The sequence below is a fragment of the Microcoleus sp. Z1_A1 genome, from assembly GCF_036700305.1.
Taxonomy (GTDB): domain Bacteria; phylum Cyanobacteriota; class Cyanobacteriia; order Cyanobacteriales; family Microcoleaceae; genus Microcoleus.
Map to the genome: position 1 here is coordinate 21,928 of NZ_JAUBOR010000023.1, position 24,333 is coordinate 46,260.

24 protein-coding genes and 3 pseudogenes are annotated in these 24,333 nt (G+C 45.3%); 17 read left to right on the plus strand and 10 right to left on the minus strand.

Annotation, left to right across the window (positions count from 1 at the left end; all coding sequences use genetic code 11):
- Positions 1-18: 18 nt before the first annotated feature.
- The 3 genes from QT973_RS16290 to QT973_RS16300 all read left to right on the plus strand — a co-directional run bounded on the left by QT973_RS16290 (position 19) and on the right by QT973_RS16300 (position 2,980).
- Positions 19-456, plus strand: coding sequence for a hypothetical protein (locus tag QT973_RS16290; RefSeq protein ID WP_333056266.1), 438 nt, complete (start codon positions 19-21; stop codon positions 454-456).
- Between the two features lie 333 nt (positions 457-789).
- Positions 790-2,385, plus strand: a complete 1,596-nt coding sequence (locus tag QT973_RS16295; RefSeq protein WP_333272214.1) for a tetratricopeptide repeat protein — start codon at positions 790-792, stop codon at positions 2,383-2,385.
- A 184-nt stretch (positions 2,386-2,569) separates the two neighbouring features.
- Entirely contained in the window at positions 2,570-2,980 is a 411-nt protein-coding gene (locus tag QT973_RS16300) for a hypothetical protein (protein ID WP_333056264.1), read from the plus strand.
- Between the two features lie 54 nt (positions 2,981-3,034).
- Here the strand turns inward: QT973_RS16300 and QT973_RS16305 are convergent, their stop codons facing one another.
- Complete coding sequence (locus tag QT973_RS16305) at positions 3,035-3,319, minus strand: hypothetical protein (RefSeq protein WP_333056263.1); 285 nt, start codon at positions 3,317-3,319, stop codon at positions 3,035-3,037.
- An 82-nt stretch (positions 3,320-3,401) separates the two neighbouring features.
- Here QT973_RS16305 and QT973_RS16310 point away from each other — a divergent pair, with 82 nt between their 5' ends.
- Positions 3,402-3,785, plus strand: coding sequence for a hypothetical protein (locus QT973_RS16310; RefSeq protein ID WP_333056262.1), 384 nt, complete (start codon positions 3,402-3,404; stop codon positions 3,783-3,785).
- A gap of 600 nt (positions 3,786-4,385) precedes the next feature.
- Here the strand turns inward: QT973_RS16310 and QT973_RS16315 are convergent.
- The gene (locus QT973_RS16315; RefSeq protein ID WP_333056261.1) at positions 4,386-5,207 is read right to left on the minus strand and encodes an alpha/beta hydrolase; all 822 of its coding nucleotides are present in this window, start codon (positions 5,205-5,207) and stop codon (positions 4,386-4,388) included.
- Positions 5,208-5,306: 99 nt separating this feature from the next.
- Positions 5,307-6,032 (minus strand): lysophospholipid acyltransferase family protein, encoded by a 726-nt coding sequence (locus QT973_RS16320; RefSeq protein WP_333056260.1) that lies wholly within the window; start codon positions 6,030-6,032, stop codon positions 5,307-5,309.
- Between the two features lie 522 nt (positions 6,033-6,554).
- Between QT973_RS16320 and QT973_RS16325 the strand changes: the two genes are divergently transcribed.
- From QT973_RS16325 to QT973_RS16345, 5 genes are all read left to right on the plus strand, one after another.
- Entirely contained in the window at positions 6,555-6,869 is a 315-nt protein-coding gene (locus tag QT973_RS16325) for a hypothetical protein (protein WP_333056259.1), read from the plus strand.
- 129 nt (positions 6,870-6,998) lie between these two features.
- Positions 6,999-8,726, plus strand: coding sequence for a succinate dehydrogenase/fumarate reductase flavoprotein subunit (locus QT973_RS16330; protein WP_333210408.1), 1,728 nt, complete (start codon positions 6,999-7,001; stop codon positions 8,724-8,726).
- Positions 8,727-8,735: 9 nt separating this feature from the next.
- Positions 8,736-8,981, plus strand: a complete 246-nt coding sequence (locus tag QT973_RS16335) for a hypothetical protein (RefSeq protein ID WP_333210409.1) — start codon at positions 8,736-8,738, stop codon at positions 8,979-8,981.
- A 219-nt stretch (positions 8,982-9,200) separates the two neighbouring features.
- Positions 9,201-9,425, plus strand: a complete 225-nt coding sequence (locus QT973_RS16340) for a hypothetical protein (RefSeq protein ID WP_096831014.1) — start codon at positions 9,201-9,203, stop codon at positions 9,423-9,425.
- On the plus strand, positions 9,425-9,706 hold the full coding sequence (locus tag QT973_RS16345; RefSeq protein ID WP_172191064.1) for a type II toxin-antitoxin system RelE/ParE family toxin: 282 nt from the start codon (positions 9,425-9,427) through the stop codon (positions 9,704-9,706). Before QT973_RS16340 ends, QT973_RS16345 begins: the two co-directional genes overlap by 1 nt.
- A 37-nt stretch (positions 9,707-9,743) precedes the next feature.
- Here the strand turns inward: QT973_RS16345 and QT973_RS16350 are convergent.
- From QT973_RS16350 to QT973_RS16360, 3 genes and pseudogenes are all read right to left on the minus strand, one after another.
- A pseudogene (locus tag QT973_RS16350) lies at positions 9,744-10,358 on the minus strand (Uma2 family endonuclease); the annotation flags it as partial.
- Between the two features lie 139 nt (positions 10,359-10,497).
- Positions 10,498-10,776: pseudogene (locus QT973_RS16355) on the minus strand (Uma2 family endonuclease); the annotation flags it as partial.
- 257 nt (positions 10,777-11,033) lie between these two features.
- Positions 11,034-11,942, minus strand: coding sequence for a tetratricopeptide repeat protein (locus QT973_RS16360; RefSeq protein WP_333210412.1), 909 nt, complete (start codon positions 11,940-11,942; stop codon positions 11,034-11,036).
- 327 nt (positions 11,943-12,269) lie between these two features.
- Here QT973_RS16360 and QT973_RS16365 point away from each other — a divergent pair, with 327 nt between their 5' ends.
- On the plus strand, positions 12,270-12,404 hold the full coding sequence (locus tag QT973_RS16365; RefSeq protein ID WP_333056252.1) for a hypothetical protein: 135 nt from the start codon (positions 12,270-12,272) through the stop codon (positions 12,402-12,404).
- 122 nt (positions 12,405-12,526) lie between these two features.
- Positions 12,527-13,774 (plus strand): hypothetical protein, encoded by a 1,248-nt coding sequence (locus QT973_RS16370; RefSeq protein WP_333056250.1) that lies wholly within the window; start codon positions 12,527-12,529, stop codon positions 13,772-13,774.
- An 85-nt stretch (positions 13,775-13,859) separates the two neighbouring features.
- On the opposite strand, the gene QT973_RS16375 is transcribed toward QT973_RS16370, so the two are convergent.
- The gene (locus QT973_RS16375; RefSeq protein ID WP_333210414.1) at positions 13,860-15,035 is read right to left on the minus strand and encodes a homocysteine biosynthesis protein; all 1,176 of its coding nucleotides are present in this window, start codon (positions 15,033-15,035) and stop codon (positions 13,860-13,862) included.
- A 297-nt stretch (positions 15,036-15,332) separates the two neighbouring features.
- Between QT973_RS16375 and QT973_RS16380 the strand changes: the two genes are divergently transcribed.
- Both QT973_RS16380 and QT973_RS16385 read left to right on the plus strand, forming a co-directional pair.
- Complete coding sequence (locus tag QT973_RS16380) at positions 15,333-15,587, plus strand: Uma2 family endonuclease (RefSeq protein ID WP_445243069.1); 255 nt, start codon at positions 15,333-15,335, stop codon at positions 15,585-15,587.
- 88 nt (positions 15,588-15,675) lie between these two features.
- Positions 15,676-15,939, plus strand: a pseudogene (locus tag QT973_RS16385) (Uma2 family endonuclease); the annotation flags it as partial.
- A gap of 437 nt (positions 15,940-16,376) precedes the next feature.
- On the opposite strand, the gene QT973_RS16390 reads toward QT973_RS16385, so the two are convergent.
- The 3 genes from QT973_RS16390 to QT973_RS16400 all read right to left on the minus strand — a co-directional run bounded on the left by QT973_RS16390 (position 16,377) and on the right by QT973_RS16400 (position 18,647).
- Positions 16,377-17,552, minus strand: a complete 1,176-nt coding sequence (locus QT973_RS16390; RefSeq protein WP_333056248.1) for an AI-2E family transporter — start codon at positions 17,550-17,552, stop codon at positions 16,377-16,379.
- Positions 17,553-17,731: 179 nt separating this feature from the next.
- Positions 17,732-18,349, minus strand: a complete 618-nt coding sequence (locus QT973_RS16395) for a Uma2 family endonuclease (RefSeq protein ID WP_333056247.1) — start codon at positions 18,347-18,349, stop codon at positions 17,732-17,734.
- A 109-nt stretch (positions 18,350-18,458) separates the two neighbouring features.
- Positions 18,459-18,647: a hypothetical protein gene (locus tag QT973_RS16400; protein WP_332984302.1), complete on the minus strand. Its 189-nt coding sequence runs from the start codon at positions 18,645-18,647 to the stop codon at positions 18,459-18,461.
- Positions 18,648-18,788: 141 nt separating this feature from the next.
- Between QT973_RS16400 and QT973_RS16405 the strand changes: the two genes are divergently transcribed.
- From QT973_RS16405 to QT973_RS16420, 4 genes are all read left to right on the plus strand, one after another.
- The gene (locus QT973_RS16405) at positions 18,789-19,376 is read left to right on the plus strand and encodes a Uma2 family endonuclease (protein WP_333210421.1); all 588 of its coding nucleotides are present in this window, start codon (positions 18,789-18,791) and stop codon (positions 19,374-19,376) included.
- A gap of 370 nt (positions 19,377-19,746) precedes the next feature.
- Positions 19,747-21,078 (plus strand): class I SAM-dependent methyltransferase, encoded by a 1,332-nt coding sequence (locus tag QT973_RS16410; protein WP_333339767.1) that lies wholly within the window; start codon positions 19,747-19,749, stop codon positions 21,076-21,078.
- A 108-nt stretch (positions 21,079-21,186) separates the two neighbouring features.
- Positions 21,187-21,729, plus strand: a complete 543-nt coding sequence (locus QT973_RS16415; protein ID WP_333339764.1) for a type IV pilin-like G/H family protein — start codon at positions 21,187-21,189, stop codon at positions 21,727-21,729.
- Between the two features lie 135 nt (positions 21,730-21,864).
- Positions 21,865-24,177: an O-linked N-acetylglucosamine transferase family protein gene (locus QT973_RS16420; RefSeq protein ID WP_333339761.1), complete on the plus strand. Its 2,313-nt coding sequence runs from the start codon at positions 21,865-21,867 to the stop codon at positions 24,175-24,177.
- The last annotated feature ends 156 nt before the right edge of the window (positions 24,178-24,333 follow it).

Here is a 24,333-nt window from a genome sequence, read left to right on the forward strand (position 1 = left end):
CATCTTTCTTAACAAAAAATGAGTACATCCCGCAAAATCCAGATCGCACTCGTGGCAAGTCTCCTGTGGTCATCTACATCAGTCAGCGGCTTTGCTGCTACCAACTCGATTACCTCTGAAAAGTTTCAGTCAGACACGGTAAAGCTTCCTGTGGAAAGTATTCCGTCTAGGCAGTTAAATTTAACACCAGATACTTATTTAATTGCTGGTCAGTTCAGGGATATGCTGAGTAAAGTACCTGGGGGATATGCCACGTTCAAATCATTTGACGAGATATGGAAGAATCCAGCAGACAGGAAGACAAGATTATTTGATTACTGCAACACTCAAAAAGTGTTATCAGTTAAGCTATGTTTTAGAATGCTAACAATTTGGGCAGACGATACAGGGGAATCTGCCAACCGTAAGGACTCCGAGGAGCTAGACAAGATATTTGATGAAGCCAGAAAAATGTAAAGGTAAAATAATCCATAATGCGTGAGAGTGAAATCTCTTTGACTTTGGGGACATTACCAACTTAGTGCTGCTCCATTTCAGTGTTCAAAAAATTGAAGAAAAAGCGATCTTGCCCACTCGACGAAGGGCGCGATCGCTTTTTTTCGGAGTGCGTAGGCAACGCCCGTTGTAGATATCGCTTTTTGTTTACGAGAGAGCCATTGATTGACGCGATCGCATTGATTTTCCTTGCTAACAATTAATCTTTTATAGCTTGTTTAGTTTGAGTAACTAAGACATAATCGGATTAACGTAAATTATTTTATTTCCCCTTATCTATAGCCAGTCTAAATTATGTCTGGATACTTTGCCACATCATTGGTGCAGTTCTGCCAATCTTCTGGGCTAGAGATGAATGTTCACTTTTTCTTAGAAGAAAAGCCAATTAGACAAGAGCAGAAATTGAACACTTTAAGTAAGTATGTTCAGAAATATCCCCAAGGATGGAAAAAAAGGTTAGAACTAGCTAATTTGCTTTACCAGATGGGAGACTGGCAACAAGCGGTTGTCGAATATCATCAAGTGATTGAGCGACAAGCGCAATTAATGGGTGTGCGGCTGCAACTAGGGAAACTATTGCAGCTAATGAAACGAGAAAAAGAGGCAATAGAAGTCTATGAAAAAGCCTTGTCGTGTTACGAAAACGAAGCGACTCAGCATCATATCAAGGGATTGATTGCAGTTTGTCGGGGTGAGAGTGACAAAGCAATTATTGCCTTTAATTTAGCAACTCATTTAGAACCTGAAAAAGTCGTTCACCGGCTCGCTTTGATACAGGTGTATCAGCAGATAGAAAATCATCTTGGCGTGATCAGTGCTGTGGAGCCAATTTTGGCAATCAACCCAGATGATGTTGTGGCGTTGATTTACAGCCAAGATGCGAATCTGGCGGTGGGGGATATGAGCGCCGCAACAGAGCTGTTGAGCGAGCTTATAGCTCTATTTCCGAATGATTTTAGGGTACTGCAACGACAAATTGAGCAACGTCTTCAGATGAGATTAGTTTCTGGTGAAGAGGGGAAACTGACGAAAAAGATGATTACCTCTTTACTGCTACAAACTCCTCATGGGGCTGAGGCTCACAATTCTCTGGGCTATTATCACATCTTCCGAGGCGATTGGCGGCAAGGTGTGGAGGTGTTAGCAGAGTTTACCGCCCAACACCCCAATCATCCTTATGGTTGGTATTACTATGGCAGGTGCTTATACGACACGGGAGACTATCAAAAAGCAGCACAGATGATGGCGAATGCTTATCAACTGTATCCCGATAATTGTGCAATTTATCAGGTCTTGTGTGAAATTTTACCGGCTGCCAAACGCTGGGAAGAATTGCGTTTTGTGGTAGAACAGATGCTGAAACGATTTCCTGAACGTTGGAGTGTTTGGGCGACTGCGGGGCGGGTGTTGGTGGAACACTTCAAAGAGATTGAACGAGGATGTAGTGTTTCTGAGCAGGGCACAAAACTTCAGCCGCAGTTAGTTGATGCTTGGTTTCGTCATGGGCGGGTGTTGGCTTTGGCTCTTAAACATCAAGAAGCGGTGGAGGCGTTGGAGAAAGGATGGAAGTTGTTACCAGCGGGAATTTCTCTGCAATTCGTACCGACGGCGCTGTGGCTGGCGGAGAGTTACCAGGTGCTGGGGGATGTTGGGGCTAGTCAGCGCTGGTGGAAAGTTGCCGGTGAGGGATGTCAGGAATTGAGAGCGTTTAACCCGGCTATGGCTGACTACTGGTTAGGGAGAGCCTTGGTGGGGTTGAAAGATCCGTTGGGGGCGATACAGGCTTATGAAAGTGCTTTGAGTCAGCAGTTGTTGTATCCAGCGCGTGGGGAGGTTGAGAAGAGTTTGCTGCGCTTGAAGGGTAAGAAGGGGAAGGGTTCTAGGGGTTGAGAGTGTATTTTTTGGGAGAAAAATTGCCTGTAACTCGAAAAAATCCCAAATTGGGGTGGGGAAACGTCTAATAAATGAGGATGAACAGGAAAATTACCTTTAAATTCTGCCATCGATGCGCAGCAAGGGTTTCAAATTTCCAGTTGTCAACATACGCAGTAAACCTACGGAGCAAGAACTAATTATGTCTCGGATTATACAATGCAATACCGATGTATTAAGAATCAAGCCTAGCGAAGCTGTTAGCTGGTACGCTACTGCTCAAAGTGAGAAGTCGCATACAATCAAGCTGGAAGACGAGGATGGTCATGTATATATAGATACTGAAATCCAGAGTATAGATTTATCTAAGTCTGTGACTGGTTCTTTTATTACTCCTCCTAAATCCAATGGGAAGGTGCAAAAATATACCTTAACCTTTGGTAACTGTATTTCGTACATAACAGATAGCGCAAACCTTGATGATGATGAAGCAACCACTTTAGTATCAACATTCCAGTACGCATGCGAAGATTCTGCTACAGATCCAAATGATCCAAATTATGATTACAATGACCTATTCTTTGCGATAACTTTTTATACACGAAAAGGTTAAGAACTGAAAAGATCGATACCTGCGGCGGGTAAGGACAGTTTGATCGCACTTCTCTTATAGGGTGCGATCGCTCTCTTCGTAACGCACCTTCTCAATTGTCAGTGCAATGTCTACGATGCCGTAAGCTGGAGGGCGATCACAGAAGATGATGGGATTGAGTGAGATCGCAAAAGCGTAGCATCCCCCAGGTAAACCCAAGGGCGTAGCTGATAGGTTGGGCGGCGCGTGGGGAAGTCGAGAAAATTTTGCAGCAGCCCAAAAGCAATCTGGGAAAGGGTTAGAGGGGTTGAGTGTGGGTTTTGGGAGAGAAAATTTGCCTGTAACTCGAAAAATTCCCAAATTGCGGTGGGAAAACGTCTAAAAGATGTGGGAAGAAAAAACCACTAATCAACCTAAATTTCAACAAACGAGGTATTGTCGTATGAGCATTGTCAAAAAACTACCAGCAGTTTTAATGGCTGCTGTTGGCATCTCTTTTAGTTTCGCCAGTACAGCCTTAGCACAAAAAATTTTATTAGGAGAGAAGACTCTCGGTCTTCAAGAGGATGTCGATTTTAAGCCACAAAATAGGAGCAATATGACGATTTGCTTCCAGACAACTGATAACTTACCGGGTTCCCTAATATTGATTTATATGGCAAGTTCCAACTCAAGTGACATAAAAATGGAAAGATTAAAGGCTACCCCCACGGAACAATGTATATCCAGAAGCGTGTATATAATTCCGGCAAGAGTAAGCAATATAGGAAGGGATGATATACCTGGGTTTAGTCGATCTGTTCGTGTACGTGCGACGCAGGGATAAAGAATTACGTCAGGAAGCGCACATCTAAAGGCATAGGCTTGAAAAAGCAATGTATCATAGTATTTGCGATCGGGTCAGACCCGATCGCAAATACTATCCTAACTCGGTGTATCGCTAATGAACTTAAGAGACTGTTGGCGAATTCACATAGGGTTTCACCCCTCACCTCTAAAACCAGCACTCGCGGTGTTTCTCACATAGATGTAGTAGGTTGGGTAGAGCGTCAGCGAAACCCAACACATTATTTTAAAAGAGTTGGGTTTCGCTCGCGCTCTACCCAACCTACACTATCTACATTTTACCTATGAGGGGTATTACCCTTTTTTAATTCGCCAACAGTCTCTGAACTTAATTGAAGCTATTATTGCAGTTCCTGACCATCGACATCCAAGAGGTATTAAGTAGGTAGGCGCAAAGAAACCTCGCTAGGTAACGGAATGTAAATCTGCCAGAACCATTGCGATTGCTTCGTTTCACTTCGTTTCATGCAGCTATGACATACTTATGTATTTTCCCACTCATCTACTTAATTGCTAATTGCTGATGCCGATAAGATTGTTTTTCGGAGATGCCCAATGCCCCATGCCCCATGCCCCATGACTAATGACTATTGACTAATGACAGATTTTCTTCGGATTTTGTCAAAAAATTGCGAGCTTGCATAATCCCATAAAGGTTAACATCTGTTTCTAACAAACAAGCATGACCGCTGTTAGCCAGCAGCACCATTTCAGCTTTGGGAATTACCTTGACTAAAAGCTTCGCTTCTGCTAAAGAAGGCAGCAGCCGATCGGCACCGCTAGCAATTACTAACGTCGGCTGTTTGATACCGCGCAACTGATTTTCGTCAACATTAAACGATCGCACTAACGCCAATCTCCACACAGACGTGTTTTGCGGTACTGCTTGCATCGCTTCTAGCAAAGCGCGGCGATCGTCGCGCCCAATCTTTCCTAATGATGCTAATATCGGCAATAAACCGATTACCGACAGCGGATAAAGGTTGGCCGGCAGCCACTGAGTCAGATACGAGCCCCACTGCACCCAAGGCTGCTGTCGAAACGAAGAAGCTGGATTGACTAAAATTAATCGATCGCACAATTGAGGAGCTTCTAACACAACTTTCATCGCTAAACAGCCCCCAAATGACTCGCCGCACAGATAAACCGGCCGCTTCGGCTTTCCGGCTTGCTTTTCTGCTTCAATTAAGGCAATTGTTTCGCTAACAAGTACCTCCCAACTAGCCATGTCGTCAGCCGGTATAGTTAAGCAACGAATGTCGAAATGATTGGCTAATTTAGGAATTTGGGAGCGCAGCAGCAAACCGCCCCCGTCCATACCGGGCAGAAATACAAATAAAGGGCGATCGGGTTTCGGGGGTTTGGGGGTTAGGAAACGAACCTTGTTGTTAGCATTTGCCATGATTCAAGTCAATCGATTTTAGATTTTAGATTTTAGATTTTAGATTGGAAAGCTGACACCAGCCAATAGTTAACAGTCAACAGTCAACAGTCAACAAACTTACAAACAACCTCGTTGGAGTAATTCGGCAATTTCCCCCTGACAGTGGTTGGTGAGTTCAGCAACAACTGCTTTGGCTTTTTTGCCTTGATATTGCTGCTGTCTCTCGACAGTAATCCAATAAGGCCGGCCGATTAAAACATTAACTCGCTGATAAATTATCACAGGATGCCACCCTGATCGATCGAACAGCGGTTCCGAAGGATCGAACAAACTCAACAACTTCAGCGGTACACCCGATCGTATTGACTGTTCCTCAAAGGAACTAATCGCCACCGGCAAAACTGCCAAATCCCGCACCGGCGCCCGCAAAGCCAAATGAGCAAATCCCCGCTGAAACTTCCCCACAGTATTCGGGCCAGTCAGCTTCACCATCGGTTCTGCACCCTCTGGAAACACCCCCACCATCTCCCCGCCTTGCAGTAGCGCTGTTGCTTGAGAGAAAAAATGCTGCTGTCGGTGTTCCGGTGCTTCCAAGGGGAAAGCGCCGAAAGTCGTGACCACTTCCCTCATCACCGGAACTTGACCCATGTAATGATGACAAGCAAAGCGGATCGATCGACCCAAAGCCGCCGTCAGCAGCACAGGATCTAAGAAACTGCGGTGATTGCTCACCACCAGAACCGGACTCTCTTGGGGAATCCGGTCTTCGCGGTACATAAACATCTGCGTTCCCAAACCAGCCAGGAAACAGCGCGAAATCAGCAATTTGCTCTCTGAAGACATGGGCGAAAAGACAGGTGCGACGCTATAAAGGTTGATTCCATTTCCACGCAGCTTAACATTTCTTTACCAAGTCGGGGCTCCCTCAAAAAGTAGACTTTCCCCTTGTGCCTTTGTTTCGTAAGCTGTTGGACATTTAAACTGTGAACTAAAATTTGATAAAGTTCTTGTGGGGAGTAGGGGTTGGGCTTATAGCCCGCACAAAAAATACGATTTAGATTCAGAACAGCTTAGTCCTGGACGCAGGGGTTGCCAGAAACCGGGTTTTTTGCGAAAAGACGCGTTACAGCCCGCCAAAACAGTAAAAAACCCGGTTTCTTTGTCGGAGTGCGTAAGTCTTGTTTCGGCCAAATTTCCCAGTCAGAAACAAAAATTCATAAAGTGTTGTTGCAAACTTCTATAAAAATGTTTAAAACAGCCCTAAAACCAGGTTGCGGCAGCTAAACTTAGAAATTTACAGTGGCCATTGACACACTGTCAAAGTATTTTTGGACAAGTCGTAATAGCAATCTCGCGAGGCATCAAATGAATAACATCCAAAACTATCGCCTTAAATGTACGCTCACCTTTGGCGACATTTACGGTCAAATCATTGTTTGGCTGATAGTCATCTTCCTAAGTCTAGCGTCGGCACTCGCCTTGTGGAGTAGCGCCCGCCAAATCTTCGCCTTGGCTACCGTCGGCTTGATTTTAGTGCTGTCTCTGCCCTTCTTGCTGTTTGCTTTCGTTACAACTCTGCTAAATAACATTGAAGTGCTTGCTGTAGAACCCGGTACGGAAACTCAACCTTCTGCAACGGGAAATCAGTCCAATCAGCAGCCTGTCGAAAGCGCCGGCTAGTCCAATGTGAAATTTTAACTTTTGATTTCCCATTCAAATCAAAAGTTAAAAAACTTCCTGCTCTTTTGGTGGGAAGTTTTTTTTTGCGTCACCATAAGTTGAGCAGAACACTCAAAATAATTCAAAAAGATGCTAGAACACGACGTAATCATTGTAGGCGGCGGTTTAGCAGGTTGCCGCGCCGCAGTAGAAATTGCCCGGACTGACCCCAGTTTAAAGGTAGCTGTCGTCGCTAAAACTCACCCGATTCGATCGCACTCCGTCGCAGCCCAAGGCGGCATGGCCTCCAGCCTACAAAATGTCGATCCCGAAGACAGTTGGAAAGCCCACGCCTTCGACACAGTAAAAGGTTCAGACTATTTAGCCGACCAAGACGCGGTAGAAATCCTCACCCGCGAAGCCCCCGGTGTAGTCATAGATTTAGAACACATGGGAGTCCTCTTCTCCCGCCTCCCAGACGGCCGAATTGCCCAGCGCGCTTTCGGCGGACATTCCCACCGCCGCACCTGCTACGCCGCCGACAAAACCGGTCACGCCATCCTCCACGAATTAGTCAACAATCTGCGCCGTAACGGAGTTCACATCTATCAGGAGTGGTATGTTACGCGCCTGATTTTGGAAGAAGGCCAAGCCAAGGGCGTAGTTATGTACAGCCTGCTAGACGGTCAAATTGAGGTCGTGCGCGCTAAGGCGGTGATGTTTGCTACGGGGGGTTACGGCCGAGTTTACAATACCACGTCGAACGATTACGCCTCCACCGGAGACGGTTTGGCGATGACTGCTATGGCGGGATTGCCGCTGGAAGATATGGAATTCGTGCAGTTTCACCCGACTGGTTTGTATCCGGTGGGAGTGTTGATTTCCGAGGCTGTGCGGGGCGAAGGTGCTTATTTGATTAATTCAGAGGGCGATCGATTTATGGCCAATTATGCCCCGTCGCGGATGGAATTAGCGCCCAGAGATATCACCTCGCGGTCAATTTCCATAGAAATTCGCGCCGGTCGAGGAATTAATGTTGATGGTAGTGCCGGCGGCCCCTTTATCTACCTCGATTTGCGGCACATGGGACGCGAAAAAATTATGAGCAAAATTCCTTTTGCTTGGGAAGAAGCCCACCGTTTGTTAGGAATTGATGCCGTAAATCAGCCGATGCCCGTGCGCCCTACGGTTCACTATTCAATGGGGGGAATTCCTACTAATGTTAGCGGGCAAGTTCGCAGCAGTCCTGACAGTTTAGTAGACGGTTTCTTTGCCGCCGGCGAAGCAGCTTGCGTCTCGGTTCACGGCGCCAACCGTTTGGGCAGCAACTCGCTTTTAGAATGCGTCGTTTATGGCAAAGTTACTGGCGCAACCATAGCACAATTTGTACAAAATCGCAAGTTGCCTGCTGTAGACGAACAGCGTTATATTACGGAAGCAAAAGAGCAAATTCAGGCACTTGTAGAGCGTCCCGGAAAATACCGAATCAATCAAGTGCGGCAGCAGTATCAAGATACTATGACTGAGTATTGTGGTGTATTTCGTAGCGCCGAATTGATGCAGGAAGGTTTAAAGAAATTGGAGGATTTAGAGCGACAATATGAGGAGGTTTACTTAGACGATAAAGGCAAGTTATGGAATACGGAAATTGTGGAAGCTTTGGAGTTGCGGAGTTTGATAATTGTCGGAAAAATGATTTTAACTTCTGCTTTGAATCGGCAGGAAAGTCGGGGAGCTCATTCGCGGGAAGATTTTTTGCAGCGGGATGATGAGAAGTTTTTGAAGCATACGCTGGCGTATTATTCCCCTGCGGGGATTGATTTAGCTTATATGCCGGTGGCGATTACGATGTTTGAGCCGCAGGAGAGGAAGTATTAATTTGTACGGGTGGGCGATGCCCACCTTACTAATTTTAAACAGCAAAAAAAGAGGATAAAGAAAACAATGCGCGAACTTCCCGAAAAGGAATTTAAGAACGAAGAAGCCAAATCAACTTTAACAAGCGAGCAGCTAGCGGCTTTGATCGTTGATGCACTCATTGATGCAGGCATTATCGATAAACAAAGGGTTCCCGAAGCCATCGAAATCGCTGCTGAAGAAATCGAGGTTCGTAAAGCTCTATGTGACTACTGAGTAAGCTCGCCTTGTAGATTGCTTTAGGATGCACGGGTGAGAAGCGATTGTAGAAGATGCAAATGTGGTATTAATTTGTAGGGCGGGCCGTTCACACCTAATGTGTTCCTTTTGAAAGTCGTCTCAGGATTTCTCCACATCACAACTAAAAAATGCTAGCTTAGGATAAGTCTTGCTAAAACAAATACAAAATATCGTGATTATAAGTAGAAAAAAAATATGAGTAAAACGACACAGACATCTCAATTCCAGCAAGCTCTTGAAGCTGTAGAAGTTTTATCATTAGAAGATCAAGCCATGCTTCTAGATATTCTTCAGAATCGTCTGCGACAACAGCGACGAAATGAATTACTCAAGGAAGTGGCAGAAGTTCGTCAAGAGTATGCTGAGGGCAATGTTAAATTTGGGTCGGTAGCCGATTTTATGGCGGAGTTGGATGATTGATGAAAATTGGTTGGACTCCCAAATCTATTCGTACTTTCAAAAAGTTAGTTCGTAAAAATCCTCAGCTTCGCCTTTTAATTGAAGCTACGCTTGAACTTTTGTCTGAAGACTGCTTTAACCCCAGCTTGCGAACTCACAAACTGACAGGAGATTTATCGGGTATCTGGTCGTGTTCAATAGATTATGATTATCGGATTTTATTTGAGTTTGTGACCGATCCAGAAGATGAGGAGGAAGCTATTTTATTGCTCAAAATGGGTTCTCATGATGAAGTCTATTAAGACCGATCGCCCTTTTCGCCAATTCTCTCTCACTATCTCACTCTCCAGTATTCTCCGTTACTTCCTCCACGGATAAACTTAACGCCTGCGCCACTTGTTCGGCACTCAATCCCATTCCCAACAAGCGGGGAATTGCATCCCTTCTTGCCTGAAATTCAGCTTGTCGTGCCTGTTCTGCACTCTCGGCTCTTTCCCGCTGTTGCTCCCCTCGCAATCTCTCTAATTGTGCTCTTTCATCGCCAATCAACAGTAAATTACCTTCCTCATCCCACCACCGCAGCCAAAGCAGGGTTTGATTTTGATAACTGCCTTGCCAAAGTCCCAATTCTACGCCTAAAGGTGCAATGGGAAAATGACCGCGTTGATTGAGTTCTAACAGTTGATAATACCCCTCCATCAACCGATAAACTTCTAATCGACCGCTGTTAATTTCATAGATGCCGTAATAGGGAATTCGCATCACCCGCTCGTAAACCCAAAACTTTCCAGGTTTAGTGACTAGCCCTTCATCGGTGCGAGATAAAGGAGTACGTGAAGCGAAGCTATCCCGAAGGGAATCGCGCTCTTCATCCCCGTTCCCGCTAGCAAATTCCAAAGCAATTAATGGTGCTATGTGTTCTCGCCACAGCACGTAGGAACGGCGAATTTGACCAAGAATTTCTTGATGGTACAAGCCCCCGGATTTATCCGTGGAATCAATCCAAAATCTAAAATCTAAAATCCTCAAGCCCCCGAATTTATCCGTGGGGTCAATCCAAAATCTAAAATCTAAAATCTAAAATCGAATGACCGTCTAAATTAGGAGGTACATTGGGAACATAAAACCAATCAGGAGCTTCTGCACCTTTTTCCGGCGGCTCGGTTTCTCGCCAGTAAATGCCGCAGTCTTGACCGATCGCATATTGTCCGTCAGGATGCCGTGCCTGCATAATTGGCCAGATCGAATCTGTTAAAATTAAACTTTGCGGATGCTCCTGAAAATTTTTAACAAAAATACCGTCGGAGTCTGGTAATTGAGTGTGGTCTGGAAAAGCAGGAGGTAGAACAACGCGGTCAACGCTTTGGGTCATAATTCCCTCCGAGGTCTTACCTAATTGGTAATTAGTAATTGGTAATCGGTAAAAGGACACTGGGCGTGAGGACTTATAAACCCGGTTTCGACCTGTATCTGTCGTCGTTCAACCAAGATTTCTCGTAGAAACCGGGTTTCTTTTCGTAAGTCCTGCGTAATGAAGAAGAAAGCGAATAGTTTTGATTTTAAACGATTAAGTTTTTAACTTCAAACTCTTTCACTGACCACTCAAAACTCTTTTACTTAAAACTTTCCTTAAGGTTTAGGTAGCGCACCTTCTGGACTAGGAGAAGCAGCCGGTTCGGGAGTCGTCGTAGCCCCAGGAGAACGCGAAGGAGTGCCACTAGCTAACTGATTAATTTGGTCTTTATAGTTAGGAGGAGCTAACTCAGTAGCTCGATCGAACAGCGTTTTTGCCTCATCTGTTTTGCCCTGTTCCTGAAACACGATCGCCTTTCCTAAAGTCGGGCGAAAATCTTTGGGATTAGCCTTAGCAGATTCGTCGTAAATTGCGATCGCCTCCTCGTAGCGCTTCTGCACAGCATAAACCTGTCCCAAAATCAACTGCACTGAAGTTACATCCACACTTTCCGGTTTCGCCAGATTTGCAGCCGGAGCTGCCTTGAGCGTATCTTGCAGCAGTCCGATCGCAGCTTCGGGCCGCTGCTGCACCAGCAGCAAATTCACCAACCCCTGCAAAGCCTTAATTTCCCCAGGCCTAGACGCTAAAATTGACCTGTAAGCCTGAGCAGCCCCTTCGCGATCGCCCGTGCGTTCCTTAGCCTGAGCCAGCAAAATCCCGTATTCAGTAGTCTCAGGATTCAGCGAAGCCAACTTTTCCAAAGGAGCGATCGCATCCTTAATGTCGCCCACTCCTTGTCCAATCAACTCCAGTCGCACCTGCAACAATCCCCGCAAAGCCGTTACGTTGTCAGGTTCCCGCTGCAAAACCAATTCGTATCCCCTCGCCTGAGCTTGCAGCAACTCTGATTGCTTCTCCCCAGACTGCGCCGTCTGAGTAGGCGTTGGAGTTGACTGACTTTGCGCTTGGCTGGCCTGGAGAATACTGTTTAAAATTGGCACAAGGGAAAATCCCAAAAAAGCGATGAGCGACAGCACCACCACCACAGTAATCAACCCACGACGCTTGTTTGCTTTTTCCATAATTCAACTATCCCAGCTTAAAATCTACTATTTTCTAAGAATTAAGGCATTGCCGGGGGGCATCTGCCATTTAGCTCGATCGGTGCAACCGTAAATGTTTTTAACTTCAAAGTCCCAACGGACAAAGCAGCCTTTTACTTGCAGCTAATATGGTAACAGACCCACAACTCCATGCTAGCTAAACAATTTTGGACACTGGGACCCGCAGCCCCAAGGACTGCGGTGTCTGTCCAATTTAGTCTGGTCAAGCTAAAAATTACCAAAAATATGGCGGATCAGGCCGTTAGGTAATTGGATTAAGTAAAATAGGCAAGCTGAATATCCTAAATGCTATTAGCCAGCAACTCCAAACTCAGCGCGATCGCAGGATCGATCGGTCAGCAACTCCCAAAGTCCTTGCTCGCAAGGATTTTAGCAGCCAGCGAACCGATCGGCACACGTAGCGTTGAAAGTTGGCGTTGACGGGTCACAACCAGACCTCCGGGCGCAAGCCCGCCTGTCAGGTGCTAGTAGTTTTTAAAGCAGTTTCTTCAGTTTATTCCTAATTTCCCTTAAGGGATGTGTCTCCGCTGCAAGGAGTTTTTATGAACCCCTCTCCCAACCGGTCTTCCAAATCGTCCAAATCTACTTCAACTCGCAAGGCTCAGCCGAGCGAACTGGCCGTCAATCCGCCTAAAGATACAGATTCCATTCCTGAGACACCAGACGAAAGTTCGGTGCCTTCGGCGTTGGCTGCGCCTGTTGACCAAAATCAACCGGCAACGCCAACAGACGCCCCAGCGTCCAAGGATAGGCTGCAACGACCACGCTACAGTTCTGCCCCCGACAAGGACAAAACAAAGCCACAAGACCAGCCCAGCAATGCTCCTGCCCCCCCGGCGTCTGCAGCGTCTTCGACACCTGTCAGCGATACTCCAGCCCCAGCAGTCGCACCGCCGGCAAACGCCGAGCCTGCCACTAACGAAAGTCAGGCCGCTGAGGACATACCCTCCGTCATGCGCCAACATCCCATTCCCCCCCCCAGCGAACCCAGACAGTACCGAGCTGTTGGTTTGGTGCGGGGCCGCTACACGCCATCAGAAGAGCAATTCACCCGGGGTATGCTGATAGCTGCCGACGGAACTGCCATCGACGCAGTTTTGCTGGGTAGAGTCATGAGTTTAGTCAAAAATCACCTGGAGCTGGAACAAGAACACCTGTGGGTGGTCTATCCCCGCACCAGGCAAGAAGACGGCAAATTGCACGCCCAGATTATGGGGGTTTGGGAGCCGGAAACGCTCAAGAAATCTCCCGAACCGTCCTCTGATGAGGAAGAAAATCAGGAAGCAGCGGAGATTGAGGCTAGCGGCGAAGCATCGACCGCATCTTTGCCTTCCTCGGAACCTGATGTTGAAGATGGCTATTTTTCGATTAGAGGTGAGGTGATTTATCAATCCCAAGACGAAGAAAAGTATGTCATCGTCAAAATCAAGCAAGCTCCCCGCAAGAATGACGACAAGATGAAGTTTTTTAAGTTGAAACTCAAGGGAGATTTAGCAACAAAAGCGATCGGGTTTTTTTGGGATTTCCACGTCAAATTGAAAGCTGAGAGTCTGATGATTGAGCAGGCTAATAATATTGGTGCCCTGCCGATTAAAAAGCGGAAATTCCCCCCCGGCAGCAAGCCGCCCGGTGGCTTCAAAGGAGGAGGGAAGCGTCCGTTTACTCCTAAGCCGAAGGGTGACGGTGCTCCTGTAGGGCGTCCTACCATCAAGTCCGCAGCAGCACCACCGCCTGTCCCCAAGGAACCTCTTCCTAAGCCGGTTAAGAAGCCTAAGCCGATCGAGGAATGAACCAATTTTAGATTTTAGATTTTAGATTTTAGATTAGTCTGTCCAAGACTAATTTACAACCGCTAAATCGCCAATCTAAAATCCTTTATTCGAGCCGGACTTGTGCACCCCACAAATCTTGCGGGAGAAATACTCTGTCAGTGGGTAGGGGAGCAACTGGGGCCGTGAGGGTAAATTGACCCGCTTCAATTTGCTGCTTCAATTCCAATGCTACTTGCCGGGAGAGAAACATACTCGCAAGGGGGGCGGCCCGCACTGGTTTGCCCTCGATGAGGATGCGGCCAGTCTTTAATTGAGCATAGCTAACTAAACCGAAGGTGGGACGAACGCGCCGGGGGATAGAGAAATCTACCACCGGCGCTACTATTTTTTTGTCTGATACTGCACAGTGGGCGACGACTGTTTCGTTTAAGACTGGAAACGGAATGCCGACTCCCAGCATCAGGGATGGGCCGTAGTTTTTGAAGTAGCAGCCGCGCACCCATTTGGAGTTCATCTGTTTGGCGTCGCCGATGAGTGCGAGGGTGGCAGCGGGGCCGATGGGGGTGCGGTTGGGCTGGCGTTTTTGCAGCGGGAAGTGCTGGGTTCCTTCCCAGGTGATGTAGCCCTGAGCGCCTCCTAGGAAGATGCGGGTGCCGATGCCGATGATTTCGAGGTCGGGGTCGTTGAGCAGGGGAGACATGGCTCCAAGGTTCGAGTAGACGGCGTTGCCGAGGTTTGGTTGCAGGGGGCCGAGGTAGGTGAACAGCGGGCGATCGCCTCCATTGACGCCAACAATAAAGTTTTGATATGCGTTGCGGGGATTGAATAAATAAAACTGGTTGATTGTATCGCGGGTAATCGTGGTTTCAAAGGAGGCGCGGGGGTAGCAGTCTGTTACTTGCCCCAAAGCCCGCAACTGCACGGGTTTGCCGGCTATTAAGTCTTCGATGACGTGTCCGCCTCCCCGTTCGCCGGATTCTTCGCCGTCTTCGGCTACTTGGGTGGCTCCCAGGTAGAGGTCTACTGCGCCGAAGCCGGAGTAGGCTAAAACGCCGTCTAGCCAGCACTGGCGGATTTTTATCGGCGGGTCAGTATGGCCGAGGTTGATGATTGCACCGGAGGATTCCATCGGCTCGAAGGTGCCGGTGGTAATCACATCGACTTCTTTGGCTGCTTGGGTAATGCTGGTTTCTTGAACTCTTGTTTTGAGTTCTTCGATTGTCCAGACTGTGGCTTTGCCCTGGCTGATTTTATCGTTGATTTCGTCGATCGATCTCATATATTTTAGATTTTAGATTTTGGATTTTAGATTTTGAATTGATTGATTTTGGAGTAATTTGGATTTGGGATTGATGGAATGTCGATCGAGCTGGTTGTTTGAGATAAAATCAATATATTATAACTGAGATGTTGCACCATTCTCAACAAGCCTTTTATGAACAGGCTTTTCGGCCTGTTCCACAATAAAATTCACTTTTCGTGGAACAGGCATCTTGCCTGTTCTTGATAATGATGCAAGATGTAAATTATAACGGATACAATAACAATATCATAAATCAAATAAAGGGCGATCGCCATGACTCAAGCGATATTAAAACCAGTCACCTTCGATGAATTTATTGACTGGTATCCTGAAAATTCTGAAAACCGTTACGAACTGCACAATGGAGCTATTGTTGAGATGCCTAAAGCAACCGGAGAACATTCAGAAGTAGCGGGCTTCCTTGTCGCTGAACTCAACTTTGAAATCCGACGACTAGGACTTCCTTACTTCGTTCCCAAAGAATGCGTTGTCGCCACCAATTATGATACAAGTTTCACAAAAAAATAATGTCACTGCAGGCAAGCTCCAAACCCATATCCAGTAACTCATGGCTAATCTAAAATCTAAAATCTAAAATCTAAAATGGTATGAGCTATCTGGTTACGAACCGGATGCGATCGTTTTGGACAGGCAAGGGATGGACAGCGAACCGAGATGGAAAAAGGAATCTATCATTACGATGGGTAGTTCTGTCCGGCTAATTGTCGAAGTTGTCAGTACCAATTGGCGGGATGATTATGGCTACAAATTGGTGGATTACGAAGCTTTGGGCATTTCTGAATACTGGATTGCGGACTATTTGGGACTTGGCGGGCGACGCTATATTGGCAATCCTAAACAACCTACTTTTTCTGTTTAGGAATGAGAATTAAATAACTTCCACAAAATTGTGGGATGGGCGTCCCGCCCGTCCCACAATAACAATTAAAATTGTAAGTTATTTAATTCGCGATCCTTACCAGTTGGTTGACGGTGACTATCAAGTCAATCGATTTGAGATTTGAGATTTGAGATTTGAGATTAAAGAATTGACTTGCGCGAGATAAATGCTCTTTCTTGAGGATTTTCGATTTGAGATGCTTTCGATTGATTCCACGGATAAATGGGGGGGCTTGTACCCTCAATAAATTCTTGGTCAATCGATTTTAGATTTTAGATTTTAGATTTTAGATTAAAGAATTGACTTGCGCGAGATAAATGCGGGGGGCAAGTTTCATCGGATACAGGTTTTTTATTTCTGGACGAATGAACCCGGGGGCTTGTATCCTGGATGCTTTCGGTCATTATGAATTTTAACTATTGATTTTCAGGAGCCTCATTGTCAGAATGATCGGGGATGTTGGGTTTCTGTTCTGGTAAATATTTTTCTGGCAGGGTTTCGCTGACTCCTATAGATTCATGTTTTTCATTGATAGCAGAATCGATTGCTGCTAAGGTTTTAGGACTGGCACTCCATTGGTTGAGAATATCTTTAATTAGGGCTTCCCTAATCCAAACTTGAGCTACAACGGTGAGGGGGAGGGCTAGTAATAAGCCTAAAAATCCAAAGAAGGTGGCGAAGAATACTTGAGCTATTAATGTTACTGCTGGCAGCAGTGATACTTGCTGTGCCATGACGTAGGGGGTGAGGACGTTACTTTCAAACTGTTGAATTAGAAAGTAAAGGATGAAGACAAAACCGGATTGCAAGGGAGAATCTAAAAGTGCGATCGTCATTGGCGGGATGACGCTCAGAGTGGGGCCTATATTGGGAATTAGGTTAAGAAATCCTGCTACTACAGCGTGAGCTAGCGGTAGGGGAACTTGCAAGACTGACAGACCAATTAAGCTCAAAAAAGCAATCACACTCATGCTAATGAGAGCCCCGATGACCCATCGACCTAGAGCTATTTCGCATTCATCTAAGATGCCATCGACTCGTCGCCGATAAAAAGAGGGAAATAGTTGGATGAATGCTTTGCGGTAAGATAGAGGTTCTGCTAATGTCATCAATGTTAAAACTATGACGAGCAAAAAGCTGAGGATAACGCCTAATGTGTTGCCTACAAAGGCTCCTGCACCGCCGACGAGTTGGTTGAATAAAGGTTGCAGTTGTTGCATGATGTCGTTAACATCAAGATTTGGCAGTCGCTGACCAAATTGCCCTGAAAAGCGACCCTCAAGTTGATCTATCCACTGATTTAATCTTTCTATTCCTTGAGGGGCTCTTTGGGTAAGTTGTTGAAACTGTTGGGTAAAGGGCGGTACAATTATCAGGAATAAGCCTACGAATACGAGGATTAGGAAGCTAACTGATAAGAGTACGGCGATCGATCTTTTGAGTCCGAATTTTTGTAAGTAGCGTGCTAGTCTGTTTAAGGCTGTGGCTAAGACTACGGCGGCAAACAGCAGCAGTAGGGCCTGCCTGATTTGCCACAGGATGTAACAAGATGCGATGAGGGCTAATAAGCCCATCCACTGTCCTAGCTTCATTAGATTTTAGATGTTAGATTTTAGATTTTAGATTGAGGAATAGGGTATGGGGAATTACTGCTTGCTAATTGCTCTGCAGCCCAGAAGCGATAAATCGCCTCTATACAAGATACAGCAGATGGGCGCGATCGCATCTTTAATCAGATACCCCTACTCGGACATCAGTACAAGCAGCCTCCTCAATTCCCTTTTGCGAACACCTGCTGCGCTGTCAGCTTCAATTCTGGGAAAGTTGGGGACTCAATACCCTCGCCGCCTCTGAACAGTTTGACTTGGTATTCCCCGTTAATTAGTTGGTAAACCGAAAAAGTGGGTTGTTTGGGGTTGCCAATAAACCGTCTGCCGCCCAATCCTAGATAGTCTATAATCCAATATTCTTGAATACCCATTGACTCATATGCCTCAAGCTTTAGGGCATAATCATCACCCCAATTAGTGCTAGTTACCTCGACGATTAGGGGGACTGATGAACCCATTGTGATAATTGATGATTTTTCCCATCGTGGCTCGTTTCCAATGGTTTGTTCGTTAAGTACAATTATATCTGGCTCATATCCAGATTCCTCGCGCATGGGTTTGATGACGCATTCTTTGGGGATGAAGTAGGGTAGGTTTAAGCGTTCTATTTCGAGAAATAACCAGCCGCTGGTAAAACCGGCCACTTTAGAATGTTTGCCTGTTGCTTTTGGCATTTCAACAATTTCTCCATTGTGTAGTTCGTAGCGGTGTTCGGAATTCTCAGGATACCAGTCAATGAATTCATCGAATGTTACTAATTCAGGTATAATTTGAATCATGGTGAGTGCCTCAACTTTGGTTTTGATAAGCTGTACGGGGAATTAAGATTTTGGCTAAAACATAGTCTTTAGACCTAGTGTAGATCGATCGCACTTTTTGATTCCGTCTCTACTGCTGCTGTTGGCGCGATCGCCAGCCGAGGATGGCGGCTAGGATGATACTGGGGGTAAACACGGCGATTAGGGCGTTGAGGTCGGTAGAGGGTATGGATAAGCTAGGGCCTGCGTACTTGATGGCTAGGGAAAGGGCGGCGGAAAGGGTGAATACTTTGAGGATGGGGCTGATGTTGGTGTTCATGGAGGTGGTAGTTGGTTGTATAATTAAGGATTGAGACTATTATCGCAAGTATTGTGTTGCGGCTGCGATCGCGCCTTAGAGTTTTTAACAGGAAAGAGGCGATGAATGTTGTTTTAAACCCAGAACTTGATTGAGGTTCGCATGATGACACAGACACTTTTACAGCCACAAGACCAACGGTTCATTCACTCCGGGATTAGCTGGCAACAGTTCAAGCTAATTGAACAGGGGTTTTCTGACTCCCCTGGCATCAGGTTGTTTTATTACAAAGGAGAGGTAGAAATCTTGGCAGTTTCCCCAGAACATGAATTTTTTAGTCGGACAATTTGTACGCTGCTGGCTATCTACTGCGCCGAAAATGAAATTGAGTTTTCACCGACGGGAAGTTTTACCCAAGAAAAGGAAGGGGTAGTGTCTGCACAAGCTGATGAATCTTACTTTATTGGCCGACGCATAACCCCAAATTCTCCCCCAGATTTATGTATCGAAGTTATATTCACTAGCGGTAATGTCAAAAAATTGCAGCGCTATCGAGTATTGGGAGTTTCTGAAGTCTGGTTCTGGGAGGATGGTGTATTGGCTATGTATCGCTTGGGTTCTGAGGATTATGAAAAAATTTATTTAAGTGTTGTTTTGCCAGATTTAGATATTAACTTATTGTGTCGCTGCTTGCTGATGGCTTCGAGTGTGGAAGCGATGAGGGAGTTTAGGAGAGGCATTTCTGGTTAGGGCGATCGCACCTATTTTTTTTATGCTTAACTTGATTTGAGTAGGTTGGGGTGATCGCCAGCTTAGCAATGCGGCAAGGATAATAGTACGGGTAAACACGGCGATTAGAGCGATCGCAGCCGTTGAGGGTATGGATAGAATGGGGCCGCCGTACTTAATGGCGAGGAGAGGGCGATCAAGATCGGGAATACTTTCAGGATAAATGCGGTGTTGGTGTTTATAGAATAGGTCTTTGGTGATACAATATGGCAGCAGGTGGGAAAATTGAGGGGCCATAGATTTTGCCCCAGACGGCGCGGCTCGAATACCTTTCTATTTTAGAAGAGGAATGTCCCACCAGGTAATTTGGTAATATTAGGCTTGATTGAGAATGGATAACCAAGAATCAGAGTTAATCGAGAAAATTCGTCAACAATTTGACAAAGCTCCTTACCCTAAAATTCCCCTCGACCACTCTCCCAAAACAGACTATCAATCTCTCTATATTCATAATCTGGTAACAGCTTACTATTTAAGAAATCAAAAAGTTATAGATACTGAAGGTAAAGTTATTTTAGATGCGGGCTGTGGCAGTGGCTACAAATCTCTGATGTTAGCAGAAGCAAATCCGGGGGCAAAAATTATAGGAGTAGATATATCTGAGGAGTCGGTCAAGTTGGCCAGACAGCGGTTACAATATCACGGTTTCAATAACACTGATTTTTATGCTCTACCCCTTGAGGATTTACCCGATTTAGGTTTAAAGTTTGACTATATCAACTGTGATGATGTCCTTTATTTAGTACCCGATCCTGTGGTCGGTCTTCAGGCAATGCAAGCCGTTTTAAAGCCCGATGGCATCATTCGCGCTAACCTTCATAGTTCTCTCCAACGCGCTTCTTATTATGCAGTTCAAAAAGTATTTAAAATAATGGGTTTATTAGAAGAAAACCCCAGAGAAATGGAAATAGGTATCGCTAAAGAAATTATAGAAGAATTACAAGATAATGTAGCGATAAAGGCAAGAACTTGGAATTTGCCAGTAGAAAAAAATGAAGAATGGCTGCTGGCCAACTATCTCCTTCAAGGCGATAAAGGCTACACGATTCCAGAAGTTTTTGCAGCTTTAAGGGAAGCGAATTTAGAATTCATCAGCATGGTGAATTGGCGACAATGGGAGTTAGCAGACTTGTTCAAAAATCCCGAAAACTTGCCCGCATTTTTGGCGATGAGCTTGCCGGATCTTCCTGTTGATCTCCGACTACACCTATTTGAGTTATTGCACCCGGTCAACCGCTTGATTGACTTTTGGTGTGGTCATCCTAATCAAGCTCACTCTTTTAGAGAGGTGTATGAATGGACGCAATCTGACTGGCAGCAAGTTCGAGTTTATCTGCACCCTCAACTCAGAACACCTCAGTTAAAAAACGATCTAGTGAATGCTATCACTAATCACAAAGTTTTCGAGATAAGCCGCTACGTAAGTCTGCCTACGCGAGTACCAATTACGGTAGATAGTATGATGGCGGCTAGCCTACTACCTTTGTGGGAAACTGATCAGCCACAGTCGGTCATGTGTCTTGTAGAGCGTTGGCTCAAACTCAGACCCCTACATCCTATCACTCTTGAGCAAGCTAAGCCAGAAAAAGCTTTTGAGGAAGTTAAAGAACTCCTTAGTAGCCTAGAAGTCTTTCTATACATACTTTTCGAGCGTTTGGTTTGAGGCTGCTCAAAAATTTGGTTAGCGAGTGATATGAAAGTTATTGAAAAGGGGTAAGTTACTCTTAGGAGTCAAAAATCAAGCATCTCACGCGATTTGGAGAAATAAAACATGAAAACTGAATTGAAAGCGAAATTTCTACAACACCTCAATCAGAAGCGGGATAAGGGTTTCACCTTAATTGAACTGCTGGTGGTTATCATCATCATCGGAATTTTGTCGGCCATTGCCTTACCCTCCTTCTTGAACCAAGCCAACAAAGCTAAGCAGTCAGAAGCTAAGCAGTATATCGGTTCCATGAACAGGTCTCAACAAGCTACCTACGCAGAAAGTGGTAGATTTGCCACATCTGTTGGCGAGTTGAATCTTGGCATTAAAACTACTACTCAGAACTATACCTACGCGCTCGATCCTGTAGCACCTGCTACAAATGCTACTGAGGTGGGAAATGTCGCAAAACCCATAGGCGAAGCGCTCAAAGCATACGCAGGAAAAGTAGCTTTAATTCAGCCTACAGGAGCAACTGAAAGAACCACTGCGGCGGTATTGTGCGAAAGAACTGCGGCCGGTACAGGAGATGTAACGGGTTATGCAACGGTTGCCACTGCCAGTGTGGGTTGTACAGGTCCCGCATGGACGGAAGTTTCTAAGTAGGCTTGATCTAGCCTTTAAAGCTAGAATTGTTCCTGCAAGCCTCATCCATCAGAAGCTGATGCAACAATGGGTAGTGTTCTGAACGCTACCCACTCTTGTAGCCAAATTATCACTAAATAGTTATTTTGTTTAGGTATGTTCTTTGCAGTATTTTTTTTGCGGCAAGATCATAACAATAAGGATAAAAAAGGAGACTTACTTATGGTGGTATTTTTAGAAAACACCTCGTCTACAGATTTAGCAGCCTTGGAAGAACAAGCACATAAATACTTAACTGAAGGACTGTACACTCTGGCTGCCAACCTATATGAGCAAGCAATTGCTACGGAACCAGATATCAAGTCTCACTACTGGAATTTGGGGCTAATGCTATTATTGCAGGAGCAAGAGCTAGAAGCTCAAGCTACTTGGCTGTTATGCATGGCAGAGGGTGAGCCAGAACAAATTGAGCAATGGACTGAGCAGCTGATAATGGTTCTGCAAACAGAAGCAGAACGCAGGGAGGCTTTGAAAGAGGACTCGATTGCTTGGGCAATTCGGCACCACATCCGGGAGATTGCTCCCACAAATATTAACAACCTGTTATACTTGCTTGAGCTTTCCGTCAGGCTGGGGACTTTTACGGCTGAGGAACTGACTTCTCTAGGAGTGATTAAACTTCTTAAATCAGAAGAATCTGGAGAAGTAAACTTCGAGGTATTGATGCAGGTGTTAAAAAGCATTTTAGAATACGATCCTTTGCACCCATCATCCTTGGAATTGGCAGAAGCCTGCCTTACTCATGTCTGTGACTGCCAACTATATATTAACTCTGTAATACCAACGGCTTTTGGACTGGCAACTTTGTGGAAAAACTCCAGGCAAGCAGTACACTTTGCTGAATTGTGTTTACGCTTAGATCCAAACAATCTAGATATTATCTGTCTTTTAAGTGTTTTTTACCAGAATGCAGGTCAATATAATGAAGGGATAAAGACCGCTAAAATTTTATATTCATTAGCAGAATCTTTGCCTGTTAAAATCTATGCGACGCATCTCGTCCTTCGGGGGTTAATGAGCGCCGGAGGATATTGGGAAGAAGCTGTCTCAGTCGTTAATCGCCTCCAATCTCTACAAGAGTCCTTGATAGCTGAACAGCCAATTTCATTGGACTTAATTACAGCTCATAACCTGTTTCTTACCCCCTTCTTTTTCCCTTACTTTAGAGATGAACCCAAAAAATACAGAAAAATCAGTAACCAATTAGCTCAAATATGCCAAGTCAATATTCAAAACTCTGCTAAAAAGCAGATAGAACTATACAGGCAGCGCCAGTTTACTCATCGTAAAAATATTAGTAGTTTAACCAAACCTTTGAAGATCGGTTATTTATCTCATTGTCTCGCGACCCACGCGGTGGGATCGCTAGCTCGATGGCTAATCAAGTACCACGATCGGGAGCGTTTTCAACTGCATGCCTATTTAATTAATTATAGGAATATGCAGGACCCGCTACAAGAATGGTACGTAAATCAAGTGTCTAAAGCATATAGGTGCGGGATTGTCGGTACTGAAATCGCTGAGCAAATTTCTCAAGATGAGATTGATATTCTAATTGATCTTGACAGCCTCACCTCAGATGTTAGCTATGAAGTGATAGCGCTTAAACCTGCACCTGTGCAAATAACGTGGCTAGGATGGGACGCATCAGGGCTACCTACAATTGATTATTTTATTGCCGATCCTTATGTTTTACCAGAATCAGCTCAGGATTATTATTCGGAAAAGATATGGCGTTTACCTCAAACTTACATAGCAGTAGATGGTTTTGAAGTGGGGGTACCAACACTGCGACGCGAGCAGTTAGATATTCCTACTGATGCGGTTATATACCTTAGTGCTCAGAGAGGTTACAAACGGCATCCTGATACAGCACGGCTCCAGATGAAAATTATCAGTGAAGTCCCTAATAGTTATTTCATAATAAAAGGAGCCGCGGAGGAAGATTCAATTAAAAAACTCTTTAATGAATTAGCAGAAGAAGAGGGTATAGATTTTAATCGATTACGATTTTTGCCAGAGGTAGTCTTGTCAGAAGTTCACCGAGCCAACCTTAGTATCGCTGATGTAGTTTTGGATACCTATCCCTATAATGGGGCTACAACCACTCTAGAAACTTTGTGGATGGGTGTTCCTTTAGTGACAAAAGTTGGAGAGCAGTTTGCAGCTCGCAACAGCTACACAATGATGATGAATGCTGGGATTAACGAAGGCATTGCTTGGACAGATGAAGAGTATATAGAATGGGGAATTCGTTTAGGGAAAGATGCGGCCCTGCGGCAGCATATATCCTGGAAACTGCGGCAGTCACGACAAACGGCTCCACTGTGGAATGCTGAAAAGTTTACCCGCGAGATGGAGAATGCTTACGAACAGATGTGGCAAAGGTACATTGAAGGCAATACCTAACAATTGTCGTAATTGCTCAACCCCCTTGACAAGAGAACGAGATAGACATTAGATAAAGGAATGAAAAAACTCCCTGACCTAAAACAACTATCGGATGAGGCCAAAAACGCCTTGATAGTAGAGCTATGGCAGGAAATCCAAAAACTGCGGGCAGCA